Source organism: Streptomyces sp. NBC_00659 (assembly GCF_036226925.1).
GTDB lineage: Bacteria > Actinomycetota > Actinomycetes > Streptomycetales > Streptomycetaceae > Streptomyces.
In genome coordinates, this window is the sequence record NZ_CP109031.1 from 6147415 (window position 1) to 6165171 (window position 17757).

Below are 17757 nucleotides of genomic sequence, written 5' to 3' on the forward strand. Positions count from 1 at the left end.
ACGTGTCAAGCGCGTGTAGGTGTCGTTCTCTGCAATTTTTGCTCAAAAAATCGACGGTAGGGATTTCCCTATGCCTTCGGCTCTTGACGCGCCTTGACCTACTTGGTGAAAGTTCCCTGAAACCACAGAACCTGCCGGTATCTGTGCTGCGCACGACTCTCAACCCCCCGGGGGAAGAACAAACATGACCAGTCCAGCCAAGGCTGAGGGCGCCGGGCCGTCGATCGCCTTGGTCCCCGAGCTCGAGACGCACGAGCCCGCCAAGGGCGAGAAGAAGCTCGAGGGCCGTTCTCCCGGCCAGTTGATGTGGCAGCGCTTCAAGCGTGACCGTACCGGTGTCATCTGTGCCGTGGTAGTGATTTTGTACTTCGCCGTCTCGCTGCTCGCGCCGCTGCTGGTCAAGTTGAGCGGGACCAACCCGTACACGCTCTACGGGCAGGACCCGACCTTCGCGGACAAGCCCGTCCTCGACCAGTTCGGGCTGCCGCTCGGCTACTTCGGCGGTGTCTCGGGGGACCACTGGTTCGGCGTCGAGCCCCAGTACGGCCGCGACCTGTTCGCCATGCTGGTGTACGGCATGCGGACGTCGCTGTTCATGGCGCTCGGTGTGACGGTCCTGCTGATGGTCACGGGCGTGATCATCGGTCTGATCGGCGGATACTTCGGCGGCCGGACCGACTACTGGATCGGCCGGGTCACCGACTTCTTCCTCTCGTTCCCGCAGCAGCTGTTCTTCATCGCCTTCATGCCCGTGGTCACCGCGTTCTTCGTCGACCCGCGGGAGGAGACCCCCACGTACTTCCGCGCCCTGGCGATGCTGATCGTGCTGTGGGTGCTGGGCTGGATGGGTATGGCCCGACTGGTTCGCTCCACCGTGCTGTCCCTGCGTGAGCGGGAGTTCGTCGAGGCTGCCAAGGTCTCCGGTGCCTCCCCGGCGCGGATCGTCCGCAAGGAGATCCTGCCGAACGTGGTGACGCCGATCCTCGTGCAGTTCACGTACTCGCTGCCCAGCACTATCCTCACCATCGCCTTCCTTTCCTTCGCCGGCGTCGGGTTCGTCGAACCGACCCCGGACTGGGGACGCCTGTTCGCCGCCGCTGCCAACTACACCGAGCAGGATCCGGCGTTCCTCTTCTTCCCCGGACTGGCGCTGGTGATTTTCGTCCTGGCCTTCAACCTCCTCGGAGACTCGGTCCGGGACGCGTTCGACCCCAAGTCCGGGCGCTAAAACGTCCATTGGTGGGGGGTGACTGCCGCCCCCGCGTCGGCCTACCAGCCGCGTCAGGCAGTACTCATGGATAACAACCGACAGGTAGGTATTCGCCACATGAACCCCAGCAGCTCGCGCAGAGCCCGCGCCATAGTCGTCGCTCTTGCAGCCGGTTCCCTCGTACTGACGGCTTGCTCGAAGAACGACGGCGGCAAGTCCGACGCCGACTCGAAGAAGGACCAGAAGCAGGCTTCGGTCCAGTCGAAGTCGGTCACCTACGCCGACGCCGCGGGTTCGACCGGTCCCGCCGAGGAGGTCGCCGGTGCCAAGTCCGGCGGCACCATCGCCGTGTACCAGGAGGCGGGTCTCTCCCACCTGGACCCGGGCCAGATCTACGTCTCCGACGCCGGCCAGGTCGCCAACCTGCTCTTCCGTCGCCTGACCCAGTTCAAGGAGGACGGCAAGGGCGGCGTCTCGGTCGTGGGTGACCTCGCGACCGACGCGGGCAAGTCCTCGGACGGCGGCAAGACCTGGACCTTCACGCTGAAGGACGGCATCAAGGACGAGAAGGGCGCGGCCATCACGTCCGCCGACGTCCGCCACACCGTCGAGCGCCTCTACGCGAAGTTCGTCTTCGACGGCCCGACCTACCTGCAGACCTGGCTGAGCGGCGCCGACTACCGCAAGGCGCTGCCGGACGGCGGCTTCGGCAAGAAGCACCTGCCGGCCTCGGTCCTGGACACCCCGGACGCGAAGACCGTCGTCTTCCACTTCGACACCGCGCGCCCGGACCTGCCGCAGACGCTGGCCATGGCCGGCTACGGCATCGTCCCGGCGAAGACGGACACGAAGGAGAAGTACGACAAGACCCCGGTCGCCACCGGCCCGTACAAGATCGTCTCGAACAAGGTCGGCAAGGAGCTGATCCTCAAGAAGAACACCAACTGGGACCCGAAGACCGACTCCGTGCGCCACCAGTACGCGGACGGCTTCGACTTCCAGTTCGGTGTCACCGAGTCGACCCAGACCAAGCGTCTGATCGCCGACCAGGGCAACGACAAGAACGCCATCCAGCTCACCGCCGGCGTCGAGGCCACCCAGATCCAGGACGTCATCGGCAACCCTGCGGTCAGCAAGCGCACGGTCAAGGGCTACCAGCCCTACGTCATGCAGCTGACGTTCAACCTCGACCGCGTCAAGGACCTGAAGGTCCGTCAGGCGATCACCTACGCGGTGAACTCCAAGTCGCTCATCGCCGGTGAGGGCGGTGTCTACGGCGGCGACGTGGCCCCGAACTACTTCGCCCCGACCCTGCCGGGCTACGAGGCGACGTACGACCCCTACGGCCGTCTGAAGGCGCCGCAGGGCAACATCGCGAAGGCCAAGGAGCTCCTCGCGGGCGTCCCGGCCGCCGAGAAGAAGGTCGTCTTCGCGTACTCCAACAGCGAGCCCGGCCAGAAGCGCAAGGTCGCCATCGAGGACGCCCTCTCCAAGGTCGGCTTCGACGTCGTCTCCAAGGAGGTCGACGCGGCGAGCTACTACGAGCAGATCGGCAAGCTCGACAACCCGTACGACATCTACATCTCGGGCTGGGGCCAGGACTGGCCGTCGCCGTCCACGGTCGTCACGCCCGTCTACGACGGTGACCAGGTCGCCGACGGTGCGCCGAACTACTCGCACGTCAAGGACCCGAAGGTCGACGCCCTCATCAAGAAGGCGCTGAGCCAGGACCCGGTCGAGGCCGCCAAGACGTGGAAGGAAGCCCAGCACTACCTGCTGGAGAAGGTCGTCCCGGCCGCTCCGCTGTGGTACACCAAGCAGTTCCAGCTCTCCGGCTCGAACATCGGCGGCGCTCGCTACGGCTCGGTGTCCAGCCTCATCGACATCACCCGCCTGTACGTGAAGTCGTAACTCTCTACGGCTGATCGCGGGGGTGCGCACCAGGCGGAGCGCACCCCCGCACCTCCGTGAAACCTCCCACCGTCTCCGCAGAGAGCAGCCCTCCCGCCATGCTTCAGTTCATTCTTCGGCGCACGGTCGGTGCCGTCGTCACCCTGTTCCTCATCGGCGCCGCCACGTTCTTCCTGTTCGTCGCAGCGCCCTCCGACTACGCCTCGCTGGCCTGTGGCAAGGACTGCTCGCCCTCGAGACTGGAGGACATCCGTCAGGCCCTGGGCCTGAACCTCCCCATACACCAGCAGTTCTGGGACTTCATGTCCGGCATCTTCATGGGCCGTGACTACCCCACCGGGCACTGCAGCGCGCCCTGCCTCGGCCAGTCGTTCTACTCGGGCGACATGGTCTGGTCGACCATCCTGGACCGCTTCCCGACCACCCTCACGCTCACCGCGGGTGGCGCGATCGTGTTCGTCGTCGTCGGTGTCGGCGCGGGCATGATCGCCGCATACCGGCGCGGGACGATGATCGACAAGATCGCCACCGGCGTGTCCATGGTGCTCAGTTCGTTCCAGATCTACGTGCTCGGTCCGATCGTCCTGCTGATCTTCGTCTACAGCACGGGCTGGATGGATAACCCCGCGTACCACCCGATCACCGAGGACCCCTGGACCTGGTTCACGGGCATGCTGCTGCCCGTGCTGGTGATGGCCACCATCTTCACCGCGCAGTACACGCGTATGGCGCGTTCCTCGATGATCGAGCAGCTCGCCGAGGAGCACGTCCGCACCGCCCGCGCCAAGGGCATGTCACAGAAGTACGTGTTCTTCCGCTACGCCTGGCGCGGCTCGCTGATCCCGATCGTCACCGTCCTGGGCATCGACATCAGCTCCATGCTCGGCGGCGCCGTGGTCACCGAGCTGACCTTCTCGCTCCAGGGAATCGGCCGTCTCGCCGTGGACGGCGCGGTCCACAAGGACCTGCCGCTCACCATGGGTGTCATGCTGTTCGGTGCCTTCTTCATCCTGATCGTCAACATCCTCACCGACATCGCGTACGCCTACATCGACCCGCGCGTCCGGCTCTCCTAGGAAGAACGAACCACCGTGACCACACTGACCAAGACCGAGGACGCGCCGGCCCCGACCGGCCCGGAGAGCTTCCTCTCGGTGCGTGATCTGAAGGTGCAGTTCTCCACAGAGGACGGCATCGTCAAGGCGGTCGACGGCCTCTCCTTCGACGTCGAGCGCGGCAAGACCCTGGGCATCGTCGGCGAGTCGGGGTCCGGCAAGTCGGTCACCAACCTGACCGTCCTCGGCCTGCACAACTCGCGGACGACGACGGTCGACGGAGAGATCGTCCTCGACGGCAAGGAACTCGTCACCGCCAGCGAGCGGGAGCTGGAACAGCTCCGCGGCAACAAGATGGCGATGATCTTCCAGGACCCGCTGACCGCCCTGTCGCCGTTCTACACGGTGGGCCGGCAGCTGTCCGAGCCCTTCATGAAGCACCGCGGCGCCTCCAAGAAGGAGGCGAAGGACCGTGCCGTCCAGATGCTGGAGAAGGTCGGCATCCCGCAGCCCAGGACGCGCTTCGACGACTACCCGCACCAGTTCTCCGGCGGTATGCGCCAGCGCGCGATGATCGCCATGGCGCTGATGTGCGACCCCGACCTGCTGATCGCCGACGAGCCGACCACCGCGCTCGACGTGACCGTGCAGGCGCAGATCCTCGACCTGCTGAAGGACCTCCAGCAGGAGTTCGGCTCCGCGATCGTCTTCATCACCCACGACCTCGGCGTCATCTCCAACATGGCCGACGACCTGCTGGTGATGTACGCGGGCCGGGCCGTGGAGCGCGGTTCCGTGCGGGAGGTCCTGAGCGAGCCCAAGCACCCCTACACCTGGGGTCTGCTGAGCTCGATGCCCCGCCTCGACGGCGACATCAACGAGGCGCTGGAGCCCATCCCCGGCTCCCCGCCCTCGCTGCTCAACCCGCCTTCCGGCTGCCCGTTCCACCCGCGGTGCGTCTACAAGGACCAGGTGGCGGGCACGCTGTGCACCGACGTCCGGCCGCCGCTGGGCGAGGGGCGCGCCGCGGCGTGCCACCTGACGCCCGAGCAGAAGCAGACCATATTCATCGACAAGATCCAGCCCCGGCTGCGCTAGGGAGATCCGAGACATGAGCAACAACCTCACCCTCCCCGCCCAGCAGGGTTCCACCGGTACGTCCGCCGAGGCGCTCCTCAAGGTGGAAGGGCTGACCAAGCACTTCCCGATCTACGGCGGCTTCCCGATCAAACGCAAGGTCGGTGCCGTGCAGGCCGTCGACGGGGTCGACCTGTCGGTCGGCGTCGCCGAGAGCGTCGGCCTGGTCGGCGAGTCCGGCTGCGGCAAGTCGACCACGGGCCGGCTCATCACCCGCCTGCTGGAGCCGACCGGCGGCACCATCACGTACGCGGGCCAGGACATCACCCGCGCCTCGCGACGGCAGCTCGCGCCGGTGCGGTCCGAGATCCAGATGATCTTCCAGGATCCGTACTCCTCGCTGAACCCGCGGCAAACCGTCGGCACGATCATCAAGTCGCCGATGGAGGTCAACGGCATCCAGCCGGCGGGCGGCCGGGAGAACCGGGTCCGGGAGCTGCTGGAGCTCGTCGGCCTGAACCCCGAGCACTACAACCGCTTCCCGCACGAATTCTCCGGCGGTCAGCGCCAGCGCATCGGCGTGGCCCGTGCCCTGGCGCTCCAGCCGAAGCTGATCGTGGCCGACGAGCCGGTCTCCGCCCTGGACGTGTCGATCCAGGCGCAGGTCGTCAACCTGCTGCAGAAGGTGCAGCAGGAACTGGGCATCGCGTTCCTCTTCATCGCCCACGACCTGGCCGTCGTACGGCACTTCTCGCAGCGCGTCGCGGTGATGTACCTCGGCAAGGTGGTGGAGGTCGGCGACCGGGACTCCATCTACAACCGTCCCCGCCACCCGTACACCCACGCCCTGCTCTCGGCGGTTCCCGAGGTCAGCATCGACGGTGACGCCCAGGACCGCGAGCGGATCCGCCTGTCGGGCGACGTCCCGTCGCCGATCTTCCCGCCGTCCGGCTGCCGCTTCCGCACCCGGTGCTGGAAGGCGCAGGACAAGTGCGCGACCGAGGAGCCCCCGCTGATCCAGCTCTCGGGCAACCGTGCGGGCCACCTGTCGGCCTGTCACTTCCCCGAGGACCCCACGACCGAGTCCCGCGGCGAGGACATCGTTCTGGACCCGGCGCTGGCGGCGCTGGAGACCGCGGCCGACGACGCCACGGAGAAGGGCACGGACTAGACGCGGACGCGGCGCCCTCCGCGGGGGAGCGGGGGTCGCGTCGAGGCCGACCGCGGTGCGCGAAGCGCGGCGTCGGCGGCCGGGCCGGGGAGAACTCCGGCGACGGCGGGACCGGGGCGGAAGCACGTTGCTTCCGCCGCGGTCCTTTTGTCGTTCCAGTTCCAGTTCCAGTTCCAGTTCCAGTTCCAGTTCCAGTTCCAGTTCCAGTTCCAGGTGCGGGTGCGGGTGCGTCCGTTCCTGGCTCCGTCCCTCGTCCGTACGAGAGCGCACGCGGCCGGGCCGGTTCGCGTGGCCGGCCGCGCGCGATGCGTGTGGCCGTCCGGTCCGTCCGGTCCGCGTGCACTGCCCGAAGAGCGTCGCCGCACCCGCGGCGGACGTGCGGCGTCCGGCTGTGACGCCGTGCAGATCCCTGGAGGAGCCTGTTGAACCCCACCATCCACAACATCACCGTCGACTGCACCGCGGATCCCTACGACCTGGGGCTGTTCTGGAGCGAGCTGCTCGGGCGGCCCCTGGCCGAGGACGACAAGCCCGGCGACCCGGAGGCCGTGCTGCGCGATCCCGACGGCGGCCCGACCCTGCTCTTCGTCCGCGTCCCCGAGGGCAAGACCGTCAAGAACCGACTCCACCTCGACCTGCGGCCGAGCGGGCGCACCCGTGCGGCGGAGGTCGAGCGGGCGCTCGCCCTCGGAGCCCGGCTCGTCGCGGACCACACCCGTCCCGACGGACGAGGCTGGGTCACCCTGACCGATCCCGAGGGCAACGAGTTCTGTGTGGAGCGCGGTGACGCGGACACCGTGACCGACGCCCCGGCCGAGTAGGGGCCCCGACCCCGTTCGCCCGGAGTCCCTCCACCCGGGATCGCGTGGCCCCGAACCGTTCTGACTCCGCCTCGGATCCCGCCGCACGGGTGAGACGAGCGGCGACCAGGCCGTGGGAGAGCTCGCCCTGGGCCCCTGAGCGGAGCTAGCGCGCCGGGCAGCCCCCTCGTGGCCCCTTCCCGCCCGCACGGACGGGAAGGGGCCACGAGGGGCCGCCTGGAGCCGTGGGGGACACGAGTCCGCGCAGCGGACGCCTGCCTTCGGGTGGCGCGCCACTCGGAAGGGTGGGGTAAATGTGCGATGTGCACCGTATGGGCAGATATTGGGCCCTAAAGCCACACCGCACCGGAGCTGGACGTCCGACCCCGGCGCCGGTGGCACAGCGCACTCTTGAGGAGGCACACCATGCGTGGAGCCACGCACGCCAAATGGGCCGCATGCGCGGTGGCGGTAGTCCTTGCGGCGTCCGCCTGTGGGGGCGGAGGAGACGGAAGCAGCAGCGGCTCCGGCACGGTCAGCGCCTCCTGGGGGGACCCGCAGAACCCGCTGGAACCGGCCAACACCAATGAGGTGCAGGGCGGCAAGGTCCTCGACATGATCTTCCGCGGGCTGAAGCGGTACAACGCCGAGACCGGCGCCGCCGAGGACATGCTCGCCGAGAAGATCGAGACCTCGGATTCACAGAATTTCACGATCACGGTCAAGGATGGCTGGAAGTTCAGCAACGGCGAGGCCGTCACCGCGCAGTCCTTCGTCGACGCCTGGAACTACGGCGCCAGCCTGAAGAACAACCAGAAGAACGCGTACTTCTTCGGGTACATCGAGGGCTACGACAAGACGCACCCCGACACGGGCACCCAGAGCGCCGACACCCTGTCCGGGCTCAAGGTGACCGGCACGAACACGTTCACCGTCAAGCTCACCCAGAAGTTCTCGACGTTCCCGGACACCCTCGGCTACGCGGCCTTCTCACCGCTGCCCAAGTCGTTCTTCAGCGACCACGCCGCCTGGGTCTCGAAGCCCGTCGGCAACGGCCCGTACAGCATCGGCTCCTACACCAAGGGCGCACAGATGTCCCTGGTGAAGTGGGACGACTACCCCGGCGACGACAAGGCGAAGAACGACGGTGTGACCCTCAAGGTCTACACGGACAACAACACCGCCTACAACGATCTCCTGGCCGGAAACCTCGACCTCGTCGACGACGTGCCCGCCGCCCAGCTCAAGAACGCCAAGAGCGACCTGAACGGCCGGTACATCAACACCCCGGCCGGCATCATCCAGACGATCGCCTTCCCGTTCTACGACCCGGAGTGGAACACCAGCGGCGCCACCAAGGTCCGTCAGGGACTGTCCATGGCGATCAACCGCCAGCAGATCACCGACACCATCTTCCAGAAGACGCGGACGCCCGCGAGCGACTGGACCTCACCGGTGCTCGGCGAGAAGGGCGGCTTCCAGGAAGGCCTGTGCGGCAAGTCCTGCGACTACAACCCGTCCGAGGCCAAGAAGCTGGTCCAGGAGGGCGGCGGCCTGCCCGGCGGCCAGGTCAAGATCTCGTACAACGCGGACACCGGCTCCCACAAGGAGTGGGTCGACGCCGTCTGCAACTCGATCAACAACGCCCTCGGCAACGACAAGGCCTGCGTCGGCAACCCGATCGGAACGTTCGCCGACTTCCGCAACCAGATCGGGCAGCACAAGATGCCCGGTCCGTTCCGGGCCGGCTGGCAGATGGACTACCCGCTGATCCAGAACTTCCTCCAGCCGCTGTACTACACCAACGCCTCCTCCAACGACGGCCAGTGGTCCAACAAGCAGTTCGACAGCCTCGTCAACCAGGCGAACGCGGAGACCGACACCACCAAGGCCATCCAGCTCTTCCAGCAGGCCGAAGGGGTCGTGCGGGACAACATGGCCGCCATCCCGCTCTGGTACCAGAACGGCAGCGCCGGCTACTCGGACAAGGTCTCGAACGTGGCGCTGAACCAGTTCAGCGTGCCCGTCTACAACGAGATCACCGTCAACTGAGCCGCCCGGGGCGGGCCGCTCGCACCGGTCCGCCCCTCTATCTCCGGAGCACTCATGGGACGGTACGTCATCCGGCGACTGCTGCAGATGATCCCGGTCTTCATCGGCGCCACCCTGCTCATCTTCGTGATGGTGAACGTGATGGGCGACCCCATCGCGGGCCTGTGCGGCGACCGGCAGTGCGACCCCGCCACGGCCGCCCAGCTGCGCGCGGAGTTCGGCCTCGACAAGCCCCTGTGGCAGCAGTACCTGACCTACCTCGGTCACATCTTCACCGGCGACTTCGGCACCGCGTTCAACGGTCAGCCGGTCACCGAGCTGATGGCGTCCGCGTTCCCGGTCACCATCCGGCTGACGATCGTCGCGATCTTCTTCGAGATCGTCATCGGCATCACGCTCGGCGTCATCACCGGTCTGCGCCGCGGGCGGCCCGTCGACACCGGCGTCCTGCTGCTCACCCTCGTGGTCATCTCCGTGCCGACCTTCGTCACCGGTCTGCTGGCCCAGCTCCTGCTCGGCGTCAAATGGGGCTGGATCAAGCCCTCCGTCTCCGCGGACGCCACCTTCGGCGAGCTGATCGTGCCCGGCCTGGTGCTGGCCTCGGTGTCCCTCGCCTACGTGACCCGGCTGACCCGGACCTCCATCGCGGAGAACAAGCGGTCCGACTACGTCCGCACTGCCGTCGCCAAGGGCCTGCCGCGGCGCCGGGTGACCCTGCGGCACCTGCTGCGCAACTCGCTGATCCCCGTGGTCACCTTCATCGGCACGGACATCGGCGCGCTGATGGGCGGCGCGATCGTCACCGAGCGGATCTTCAACATCCACGGGGTGGGCTACCAGATCTACCAGGGGGTCGTGCGCCAGAACACTCAGACGGTCGTCGGCTTCGTGACCATCCTCGTCCTCATCTTCATGGTCGCCAATCTGCTCGTCGACCTTCTGTACGCCGTACTCGACCCGAGGATCCGCTATGCCTGAGCAGCCGCCGTACGAGGAAGAGGAATTCCACCACGGTCCCGAGGGTCCGCCGCCGGAGGACCTCGCCATCGCCCCTACCGGCTTCGGAGGCACGATGGACCTCGGGACGAGCGAGGCGGAGACCCTGGAGAAGACGCCGGGAGGACCCGAGGGCACGGGACCGAAGGAGAAGCCGCGCTCCCTGTGGTCCGACGCCTGGCGGGACCTGCGCCGCAACCCGGTCTTCATCATCTCCGGACTCGTCATCGTCTTCCTGGTCGTGATCTCGATCTGGCCCTCCCTGATCACCTCCCAGAGTCCGCTCCAGTGCGACCTCTCCAAGGCGCAGCAGGGCTCGCAGTCCGGACACCCCTTCGGCTACGACGGGCAGGGCTGCGACGTCTACACGCGGACCGTGTACGGGACCCGCGTCTCGATCAGCGTCGGTGTGCTCGCCACGGTCGGGGTCGCGCTCCTCGGCTCGTTCCTCGGCGGGCTGGCCGGCTTCTACGGCGGGCTGGGTGACTCGATCCTGTCCCGGATCACCGACATCTTCTTCGCGATCCCCGTCGTGCTCGGCGGTCTGGTCCTGCTCTCCGTGGTGACCAGCAACACGATCTGGCCCGTCGTCGGGTTCATGGTGCTGCTCGGCTGGCCCCAGGTCTCGCGTATCGCGCGCGGCTCGGTGATCACCACCAAGGAGAACGACTACGTCCACGCGGCCCGCGCGCTCGGCGCCTCCAACTCCCGGATGATGCTGCGGCACATCACCCCGAACGCGATCGCGCCGGTCATCGTCGTCGCGACCATCGCGCTCGGCACGTACATCTCGCTGGAGGCGACGCTGTCGTACCTGGGGGTCGGTCTCAAGCCCCCGACGGTCAGCTGGGGCATCGACATCTCCTCGGCCTCCGCGTACATCCGCCAGGCCCCGCACATGCTGCTGTGGCCGGCCGGCGCGCTCGCGATCACCGTGCTCGCGTTCATCATGCTCGGCGACGCGGTGCGCGACGCCCTCGACCCGAAGCTGAGGTGACCGCCGTGCTGCTCGAAGTGCGCGATCTACAGGTGGAGTTCAGGACCCGGGACGGTGTCGCCAAGGCCGTCAACGGGGTCACGTACAGCGTCGACGAGGGCGAGACGCTCGCCGTGCTCGGCGAGTCCGGCTCCGGCAAGTCGGTGACCGCCCAGGCCGTGATGGGCATTCTCGACATGCCGCCCGGGAAGATCACCGGCGGCGAGATCCTCTTCCAGGGCAAGGACCTGCTGAAGTTCAAGGAGGAGGAGCGGCGCAAGGTGCGCGGCGCCGAGATGGCGATGATCTTCCAGGACGCGCTGTCGTCCCTGAACCCCGTGATCAGCGTCGGAGACCAGCTCGGCGAGATGTTCATCGTGCACCGCGGGATGAAGCGGAAGGAAGCCCGCGCCAAGGCGATCGAGCTGATGGAGCACGTGCGCATCCCGGGTGCCGCCGAGCGCGTGCGGGACTATCCGCACCAGTTCTCCGGCGGTATGCGCCAGCGCATCATGATCGCCATGGCGCTGGCCCTGGAGCCCGCCCTGATCATCGCCGACGAACCGACCACCGCGCTGGACGTCACCGTGCAGGCCCAGGTCATGGACCTGCTCGCCGAACTCCAGCGTGAGCTCCACATGGGGCTCATCCTCATCACCCACGACCTCGGCGTGGTCGCGGACGTCGCCGACAAGATCGCGGTGATGTACGCGGGCCGGATCGTCGAGACGGCTCCGGTCCACGACATCTACAAGGCACCCGCCCACCCCTACACGAAGGGGCTGCTGGACTCGATCCCCCGGCTCGACCAGAAGGGCGGGGAGCTGTACGCCATCAAGGGACTGCCGCCCAACCTGATGCACATCCCGCCGGGCTGCGCCTTCAACCCGCGCTGCCCGATGGCCCAGGACATCTGCCGCACCGAGGTGCCGCCGCTCGCGGAGGTCGACGCGGACCGCGGAAGCGCCTGCTTCTTCTGGAGGGAGTGCCTCGATGACTCAAGCCGCGACTGAGCCGCTGCTGGAGGTCAGCGGACTGGTCAAGCACTTTCCGCTCACCCAGGGAATCCTGTTCAAGAAGCAGATCGGGGCGGTCAAGGCCGTCGACGGCGTCGACTTCCACCTCGACCGCGGCGAGACCCTCGGCATCGTCGGCGAGTCCGGCTGCGGCAAGTCGACGGTCGCCAAGATGCTCGTCAACCTGGAGCGGCCCACCGAGGGGGCGATCAAGTACAAGGGCGAGGACATCACCCGGCTGTCCGGCAAGGCGCTGAAGGCCGTGCGCCGCAACATCCAGATGGTGTTCCAGGACCCGTACACCTCGCTCAACCCGCGGATGACCGTCGGCGACATCATCGGGGAGCCGTACGACATCCACCCCGAGGTCGCGCCGAAGGGCGACCGGCGGCGCCGGGTCCAGGACCTGCTGGACGTGGTCGGTCTCAACCCGGAGTACATCAACCGCTATCCGCACCAGTTCTCCGGCGGCCAGCGCCAGCGCATCGGCATCGCGCGGGGCCTCGCGCTGCGGCCCGAGATCATCGTCGCCGACGAGCCGGTCTCCGCGCTCGACGTCTCGGTGCAGGCGCAGGTGATCAACCTGCTGGACCGGCTCCAGGCCGAGTTCGACCTCAGTTACGTCTTCATCGCGCACGACCTGTCGATCGTGCGGCACATCTCCGACCGGGTCGGGGTGATGTATCTCGGGCGGATCGTGGAGACCGGCAAGGACGTCGAGATCTACGACCATCCGACGCACCCCTACACCCAGGCGCTGCTGTCCGCGGTGCCCGTGCCGGACCCGGAGGCCCGGGAGCACCGGGAGCGGATCATCCTGCACGGGGACGTGCCCTCGCCCGCGCACATCCCGTCCGGCTGCCGGTTCCGCACCCGCTGCTGGAAGGCGCAGGAACGCTGCACGCTGGAGGTGCCGCTGCTCGCGGTGCCGGCCGAGTTCCGGCTCATCGCGGGCCCGGCCGCCCACGACTCGGCCTGTCACTTCGCGGAGGAGAAGCGGGTCGTGCCTCCGGAGGGGCCGTCCGACGGACCGACATAGCGCCACAAATGTGAGCGAACGTCGTTAACACGCAGGCAACTTGACGGAAGCGGTACCGATATACGGACGCGGCATGGTGAACACCGTACGGCCGTGCGGGTGCCGTGAACGAGCCGGGGTGTCGCCATGTCACCCCGGCTCGTTGCTTTTCCGGTGGGTCAGTTCATTCCGAGGGAGCGCTTGAGGAAGTCCACCTGGAGGAGCAGCAGGTTCTCGGCGACCTGTTCCTGCGGGGTCATGTGCGTGACCCCCGACAACGGCAGCACCTCGTGCGGGCGGCCGGCGGCCAGCAGCGCCGAGGAGAGCCGCAGCGCGTGCGCCACCACCACGTTGTCGTCCGCGAGGCCGTGCACGATCATCAGCGGCCGGTGCGTCTCGGCGGGTGCGGCGAGCCCCTCGTCGGTGACCAGCGAACTCTTCGCGTACACCGCCGGGTTCGTCGCCGGGTCGCCGAGGTAGCGCTCCGTGTAGTGCGTGTCGTACAGCCGCCAGTCCGTGACCGGGGCGCCCGCGATGCCCGCGTGGAAGACGTCGGGGCGGCGCAGCACGGCGAGTCCCGCGAGCCAGCCGCCGTACGACCAGCCGCGGATCGCCACCCGGGACAGATCGAGCGGGAACCGCTCGGCCAGTCCGTGCAGCGCCTCCACCTGGTCGTCGAGGGACAGCGTCAGGTCGTCGCGGATCGACTTCTCCCAGGCGGGAGAGCGCCCCGGCGTGCCGCGGCCGTCGGCGACGACGACCGCGAAGCCCTGGTCGGCGAACCACTGCGAGGTGAGGTGGGCGTTGTGCGCGGCCAGCACCCGGGGGCCGTGCGGACCGCCGTAGGGGTCCAGCAGGACCGGTAGGGGATTGTCGCCGTCGTAGTCAGTAGGCATAAGCACGGCGCATGGGATTTTCTGTGCGCCCCCCTGTGTGAGTGTCACGCGCGGGGACAAACCGGGATCTTCGGCGTACGAGGAGATGGTCGCGGTCTTCTTCCCCTCGCGCAGCACCTGTACCTGGGCGCCCGGCTGATCGAGCACCGACGACACGAGGACGGTCACGCCCCCGGCGCGCACGGCCGAGTGCACGCCGGGCTCCTGCGAGACGCGCTCCAGGCCGAGTTCGTTCACCCGGTACACATGTACTTCACCCGTTTCGGGCGAGCTCGCGCCCTCGCCCGCCGAGGCCGCGATCAGCACGTCGTCGGCCGAGACGTCGAGCACCGCCCGGACGTGCAACTGGGCTCCGGTCAGGGGGCGTTCGCCGTAGGCCAGGACCCGAGCGCCGCCTTCGTCGGCGATCCGCACGAGCTGTCCGCCGGGGCTCCAGCACGGCACTCCAGGGAAAAGATCAAGCCAAGTTGGATCTTCATCCGCGTGCACCATCCGGGTCGCCCCGGTGTCCGGGTCCACGGCCAGGAAGAGCTGGCTCCGCTGGTCCCTCGCCTGCACCAGAAGCAGCGGCGCACCGGCGGCTGACCAGTGCGCATGTGCCAGATAGGGGTAGCGGGACCGGTCCCAGGAGACCTCGGTGCGTACCCCGTCGAGCCCGAACACGTAGAGCCGCACCTCGGCGTTGGCGCTGCCCGCCACCGGATAGGCGACCCGCTGCGGATCGGTCTCCGGGTGCGCCGGATCGGAGATCCACCAGCGCTGTACGGGCGTGTCGTCGACCCGCGCGACGAGCAGCCGGTCCCCTTCGGGTGACCACCAGAAGCCGCGCGAACGCCCCATCTCCTCGGCCGCGATGAACTCGGCCAGTCCATAGGAAACCGTGCCGGGGCCCGTGGCCGGCTCCGGCTCCGCGAGGGCCCGGTCGCCCTCGCCCTCGGCCCCGACGACCCGTAGCGCGCCCCCGGACACGTACGCCACGAGCGTGCCGTCCGGAGAGGGACGCGGGTCGATCACCGGCCCGGGGACCGGGAGTTCGCGCGTCGTACCGGCCCGCAGCTCGGCCGTGAACAGCCGCCCTGACAAGGTGAAACAGGCCAACTCGGCGGCTGCGTCGGTGGCGTACCCGACGATGCCCGCGCCGCCCTCGCGGCTGCGCTCGCGACGTGCCCGCTCCTCCGGGGAGAGGTGCTCGGTCGCCCCGCCGAGCAGGGCCGCGGGGTCGGCCACCACCCGCTCACCGCCCTCCGGCACATCGAGGACCCACAGTTGGTTCGCCCGCTCCGTGCCGGAGGGGGAGCGCAGGAACACCACGCGGGAACCGTCGGGGGACACGGTGAACGCGCGCGGCGCGCCGGAGGTGAACCGCTGGGTGCGGGCGTACCGGCGCGGGAAGGAGAGAGGCTCGTTCGTCATGCCTCGACCATATTGGCCATGCGCCCCCTTGTGCGGCCGTGCGCCGATCGATGCGCGCGTACGGATAGTTATGATCACTAGCGCTGTGTGGGTAGGAACCTGCTGGCTGTTGTCAGGCTGGACCGACCCTCGTGTCCGAACCCGTACCGGACCCCAAGTCCCTGGGAACTTTGGAGGTGAGCCGCCGTGGCACTCTCGATTTCGGCGGTGGTGCTGCTGGCGATCATCGTCTTTCTTCTGATCAAGAAGTCAGGACTGAAAGGCGGGCACGCGGTCGTCTGCATGCTGCTCGGCTTCTATCTCGCCTCCTCGACCATCGCGCCCACGATCAGCGATCTGACCACCAACATCGCGGGCATGATCGGAAGCATCAAGTTCTGATCCGCGCCGGGACCGTGGGGCGGGGAGAGCGTCCGGCTGCGCTTCCCGCCTGCCCCGTCCGGCCTCCGCGAAACGGGCCGGTCCGTCCGCGCCGCTGAACGCCGGCCCTGCGGCCTCCGAGGCCGCGCGGCGGCCGCCGTCCGGGTCGGCGCGACCAGGCCCGGCAGGCGGCCCGGCAGACGGCCTCCGGGCGGCCCGGCGGGAGCCGAAAGCCGACAGGAGTACGGGGGACACCCGAGCGCGAAGCCGCCTCGTAGGGTGGGTTCCATGACGGAACTGCCCGACCGGCGTCTGCTCCTGGTGCACGCGCATCCGGACGACGAGTCGATCAACAACGGCGCGACCATGGCCCGCTACGCGGCCGAGGGCGCCCAGGTGACGCTGGTGACCTGCACCCTCGGCGAGGAGGGCGAGGTCATCCCGCCCGAACTCGCCCATCTCGCCCCCGACCGCGAGGGCGGACTCGGCCCCTACCGGACCGGTGAGCTGAGCGCCGCCATGAAGGAACTGGGCGTCGCCGACCACCGCTTCCTGGGCGGCGCCGGGCGGTTCCGCGACTCCGGGATGATGGGCGCCGAGCAGAACCACCGCGCCGGCGCCTTCTGGGCCGCGGAGGTCGACGACGCCGCCGACCACCTCGTGGAAGTGATCCGCGAAGTGCGTCCCCAGGTGCTCGTCACCTATGACCCCGACGGGGGCTATGGGCACCCCGACCACATCCAGGCCCATCGCGTGGCCGTGCGCGCCGCCGAACTGGCCGCGGAGCCCGCCCACCGGCCCGACCTCGGCGGCGCGTGGCGGATCGCCAAGACCTACTGGAACCGGGTGCCGCGCCCGGTGGCCGAGGAGGCGTTCGCCCGCCTGCGCGAGGCGCTGCCCGAGCTGCCGTTCGACCGGACGGCGGCCGTCGACGACGTGCCCGGCGTGGTCGACGAGGCGACCGTCACCACCGAGATCGACGGCTCCGCGTACGCCGCCGCCAAGGCCGCCGCGATGCGGGCGCACGCCACCCAGATCACCGTGGACGGGCCCTGGTTCGTCCTCTCGAACGAGCTGGCCCAGCCGCTCTTCACCACCGAGTACTACGAACTGGCCGGCGCCCCGCGGCCCGCGGCGCGCGAGAGGGACCTCTTCGAGGGGACCGGCACCGCCCCGGTGAGCGAGCTGTGACCGGCGCGGGCACGACGAGGACCACGACGACCCGGCGAGGGACGGATCTGCGATGAGCGTGAACGGACAGCGCGGCGGGGCGGGCATGCTCGCCCAGCCGCTGAGGCGCCCCTCGGGCGGGCGGATCGCCGCCTATCTGGGGCTTTTTCTGCTCGGCGCCGTGGTCGGCGTTGCCGGGGCGCTGGTGCAGCCGGGCTGGTTCCCGTTCGGGCTGCTGCTCGCTCTGGCGGGCGCCGCCGGACTCTTCCTGGGCGGCGCGCGCGCGGCGGGCTCCCGGGCCGGAGCCGTCGCCCCCGCGGCGGGCTGGATGGTCGCCGTCGTCCTGCTCACCGCCAGCCGTCCGGAAGGGGACTTCCTCTTCGGCGCGGGAGTCGTCTCGTATCTCTTCCTGCTCGGAGGCATGGCTCTGGCTGTGATGTGTGCCACTCTCGGGCAGGGGCGGCAACCAGGCCTTTCCAGCGCCCGAGTTGGCAAGTGACGTACCAGTTCGCCGTATCGGTCCCGTGCGGGTCCCGTGCGAGATTCCTCACCGGTCGAGGTTTGCGGGCCGGACATGGCCAGTATGGTGGTGCGCGCCGCCGAGCTGCCCGAGATGAGGTCGAGTAAACGGGCGGC

Annotated in this window: 15 protein-coding genes; 14 read left to right on the forward strand and 1 reads right to left on the reverse strand. The window is 68.6% G+C overall.

Annotated elements, in window-relative coordinates; translation table 11 throughout:
• Positions 1-184 precede the first annotated feature (184 nt).
• From OG410_RS26935 to OG410_RS26985, 11 genes are all read left to right on the forward strand, one after another.
• Positions 185-1228: an ABC transporter permease gene (locus OG410_RS26935; RefSeq protein ID WP_329301501.1), complete on the forward strand. Its 1044-nt coding sequence runs from the start codon at positions 185-187 to the stop codon at positions 1226-1228.
• A gap of 99 nt (positions 1229-1327) precedes the next feature.
• Positions 1328-3121 carry an ABC transporter substrate-binding protein gene (locus tag OG410_RS26940; protein ID WP_329301502.1) on the forward strand — a complete coding sequence of 598 codons (1794 nt, stop codon included), beginning with the start codon at positions 1328-1330 and terminating at the stop codon, positions 3119-3121.
• A gap of 98 nt (positions 3122-3219) precedes the next feature.
• Entirely contained in the window at positions 3220-4197 is a 978-nt protein-coding gene (locus OG410_RS26945) for an ABC transporter permease (RefSeq protein WP_329301503.1), read from the forward strand.
• Between the two features lie 15 nt (positions 4198-4212).
• Positions 4213-5274 (forward strand): ABC transporter ATP-binding protein, encoded by a 1062-nt coding sequence (locus tag OG410_RS26950; RefSeq protein WP_329301504.1) that lies wholly within the window; start codon positions 4213-4215, stop codon positions 5272-5274.
• A gap of 13 nt (positions 5275-5287) precedes the next feature.
• Positions 5288-6424, forward strand: a complete 1137-nt coding sequence (locus OG410_RS26955) for an ABC transporter ATP-binding protein (RefSeq protein ID WP_329301505.1) — start codon at positions 5288-5290, stop codon at positions 6422-6424.
• A 419-nt stretch (positions 6425-6843) separates the two neighbouring features.
• Positions 6844-7245, forward strand: coding sequence for a VOC family protein (locus OG410_RS26960; RefSeq protein ID WP_329304261.1), 402 nt, complete (start codon positions 6844-6846; stop codon positions 7243-7245).
• 405 nt (positions 7246-7650) lie between these two features.
• Positions 7651-9276 (forward strand): peptide ABC transporter substrate-binding protein, encoded by a 1626-nt coding sequence (locus OG410_RS26965; protein ID WP_329301506.1) that lies wholly within the window; start codon positions 7651-7653, stop codon positions 9274-9276.
• Positions 9277-9330: 54 nt separating this feature from the next.
• Positions 9331-10254: an ABC transporter permease gene (locus OG410_RS26970; RefSeq protein ID WP_329301507.1), complete on the forward strand. Its 924-nt coding sequence runs from the start codon at positions 9331-9333 to the stop codon at positions 10252-10254.
• Positions 10247-11269 (forward strand): ABC transporter permease, encoded by a 1023-nt coding sequence (locus OG410_RS26975; protein WP_425868454.1) that lies wholly within the window; start codon positions 10247-10249, stop codon positions 11267-11269. Before OG410_RS26970 ends, OG410_RS26975 begins: the two co-directional genes overlap by 8 nt.
• Positions 11270-11274: 5 nt before the next feature.
• Entirely contained in the window at positions 11275-12261 is a 987-nt protein-coding gene (locus OG410_RS26980; RefSeq protein ID WP_328448587.1) for an ABC transporter ATP-binding protein, read from the forward strand.
• A complete protein-coding gene (locus OG410_RS26985) occupies positions 12242-13303 on the forward strand; it encodes an ABC transporter ATP-binding protein (protein ID WP_326785696.1) in 1062 nt (353 codons plus the stop codon). Before OG410_RS26980 ends, OG410_RS26985 begins: the two co-directional genes overlap by 20 nt.
• Positions 13304-13461: 158 nt before the next feature.
• Here the strand turns inward: OG410_RS26985 and OG410_RS26990 are convergent, their stop codons facing one another.
• A complete protein-coding gene (locus tag OG410_RS26990; RefSeq protein WP_329301508.1) occupies positions 13462-15591 on the reverse strand; it encodes a S9 family peptidase in 2130 nt (709 codons plus the stop codon).
• 186 nt (positions 15592-15777) lie between these two features.
• On the opposite strand from OG410_RS26990, the gene OG410_RS26995 reads away from it, so the two are divergent.
• The 3 genes from OG410_RS26995 to OG410_RS27005 all read left to right on the forward strand — a co-directional run bounded on the left by OG410_RS26995 (position 15778) and on the right by OG410_RS27005 (position 17620).
• Complete coding sequence (locus tag OG410_RS26995) at positions 15778-15972, forward strand: hypothetical protein (protein ID WP_037620693.1); 195 nt, start codon at positions 15778-15780, stop codon at positions 15970-15972.
• A 267-nt stretch (positions 15973-16239) separates the two neighbouring features.
• Positions 16240-17142 carry an N-acetyl-1-D-myo-inositol-2-amino-2-deoxy-alpha-D-glucopyranoside deacetylase gene (mshB, locus tag OG410_RS27000; RefSeq protein ID WP_329301509.1) on the forward strand — a complete coding sequence of 301 codons (903 nt, stop codon included), beginning with the start codon at positions 16240-16242 and terminating at the stop codon, positions 17140-17142.
• Between the two features lie 52 nt (positions 17143-17194).
• Complete coding sequence (locus tag OG410_RS27005) at positions 17195-17620, forward strand: DUF6113 family protein (protein ID WP_329301510.1); 426 nt, start codon at positions 17195-17197, stop codon at positions 17618-17620.
• Positions 17621-17757 lie beyond the last annotated feature (137 nt).

What these genes read in the sequence shown, in the direction of transcription:
- OG410_RS26985 (WP_326785696.1), top strand. Translation starts at nt 12,242, where the DNA reads ATGACTCAAGCCGCGACTGAGCCGCTGCTGGAGGTCAGCGGACTGGTC.
- OG410_RS26965 (WP_329301506.1), top strand. Translation starts at nt 7,651, where the DNA reads ATGCGTGGAGCCACGCACGCCAAATGGGCCGCATGCGCGGTGGCGGTA.
- mshB (WP_329301509.1), top strand. Translation starts at nt 16,240, where the DNA reads ATGACGGAACTGCCCGACCGGCGTCTGCTCCTGGTGCACGCGCATCCG.
- OG410_RS26955 (WP_329301505.1), top strand. Translation starts at nt 5,288, where the DNA reads ATGAGCAACAACCTCACCCTCCCCGCCCAGCAGGGTTCCACCGGTACG.
- OG410_RS27005 (WP_329301510.1), top strand. Translation starts at nt 17,195, where the DNA reads ATGAGCGTGAACGGACAGCGCGGCGGGGCGGGCATGCTCGCCCAGCCG.
- OG410_RS26970 (WP_329301507.1), top strand. Translation starts at nt 9,331, where the DNA reads ATGGGACGGTACGTCATCCGGCGACTGCTGCAGATGATCCCGGTCTTC.
- OG410_RS26990 (WP_329301508.1), bottom strand. Translation starts at nt 15,591, where the DNA reads ATGACGAACGAGCCTCTCTCCTTCCCGCGCCGGTACGCCCGCACCCAG.
- OG410_RS26975 (WP_425868454.1), top strand. Translation starts at nt 10,247, where the DNA reads ATGCCTGAGCAGCCGCCGTACGAGGAAGAGGAATTCCACCACGGTCCC.
- OG410_RS26940 (WP_329301502.1), top strand. Translation starts at nt 1,328, where the DNA reads ATGAACCCCAGCAGCTCGCGCAGAGCCCGCGCCATAGTCGTCGCTCTT.
- OG410_RS26945 (WP_329301503.1), top strand. Translation starts at nt 3,220, where the DNA reads ATGCTTCAGTTCATTCTTCGGCGCACGGTCGGTGCCGTCGTCACCCTG.
- OG410_RS26935 (WP_329301501.1), top strand. Translation starts at nt 185, where the DNA reads ATGACCAGTCCAGCCAAGGCTGAGGGCGCCGGGCCGTCGATCGCCTTG.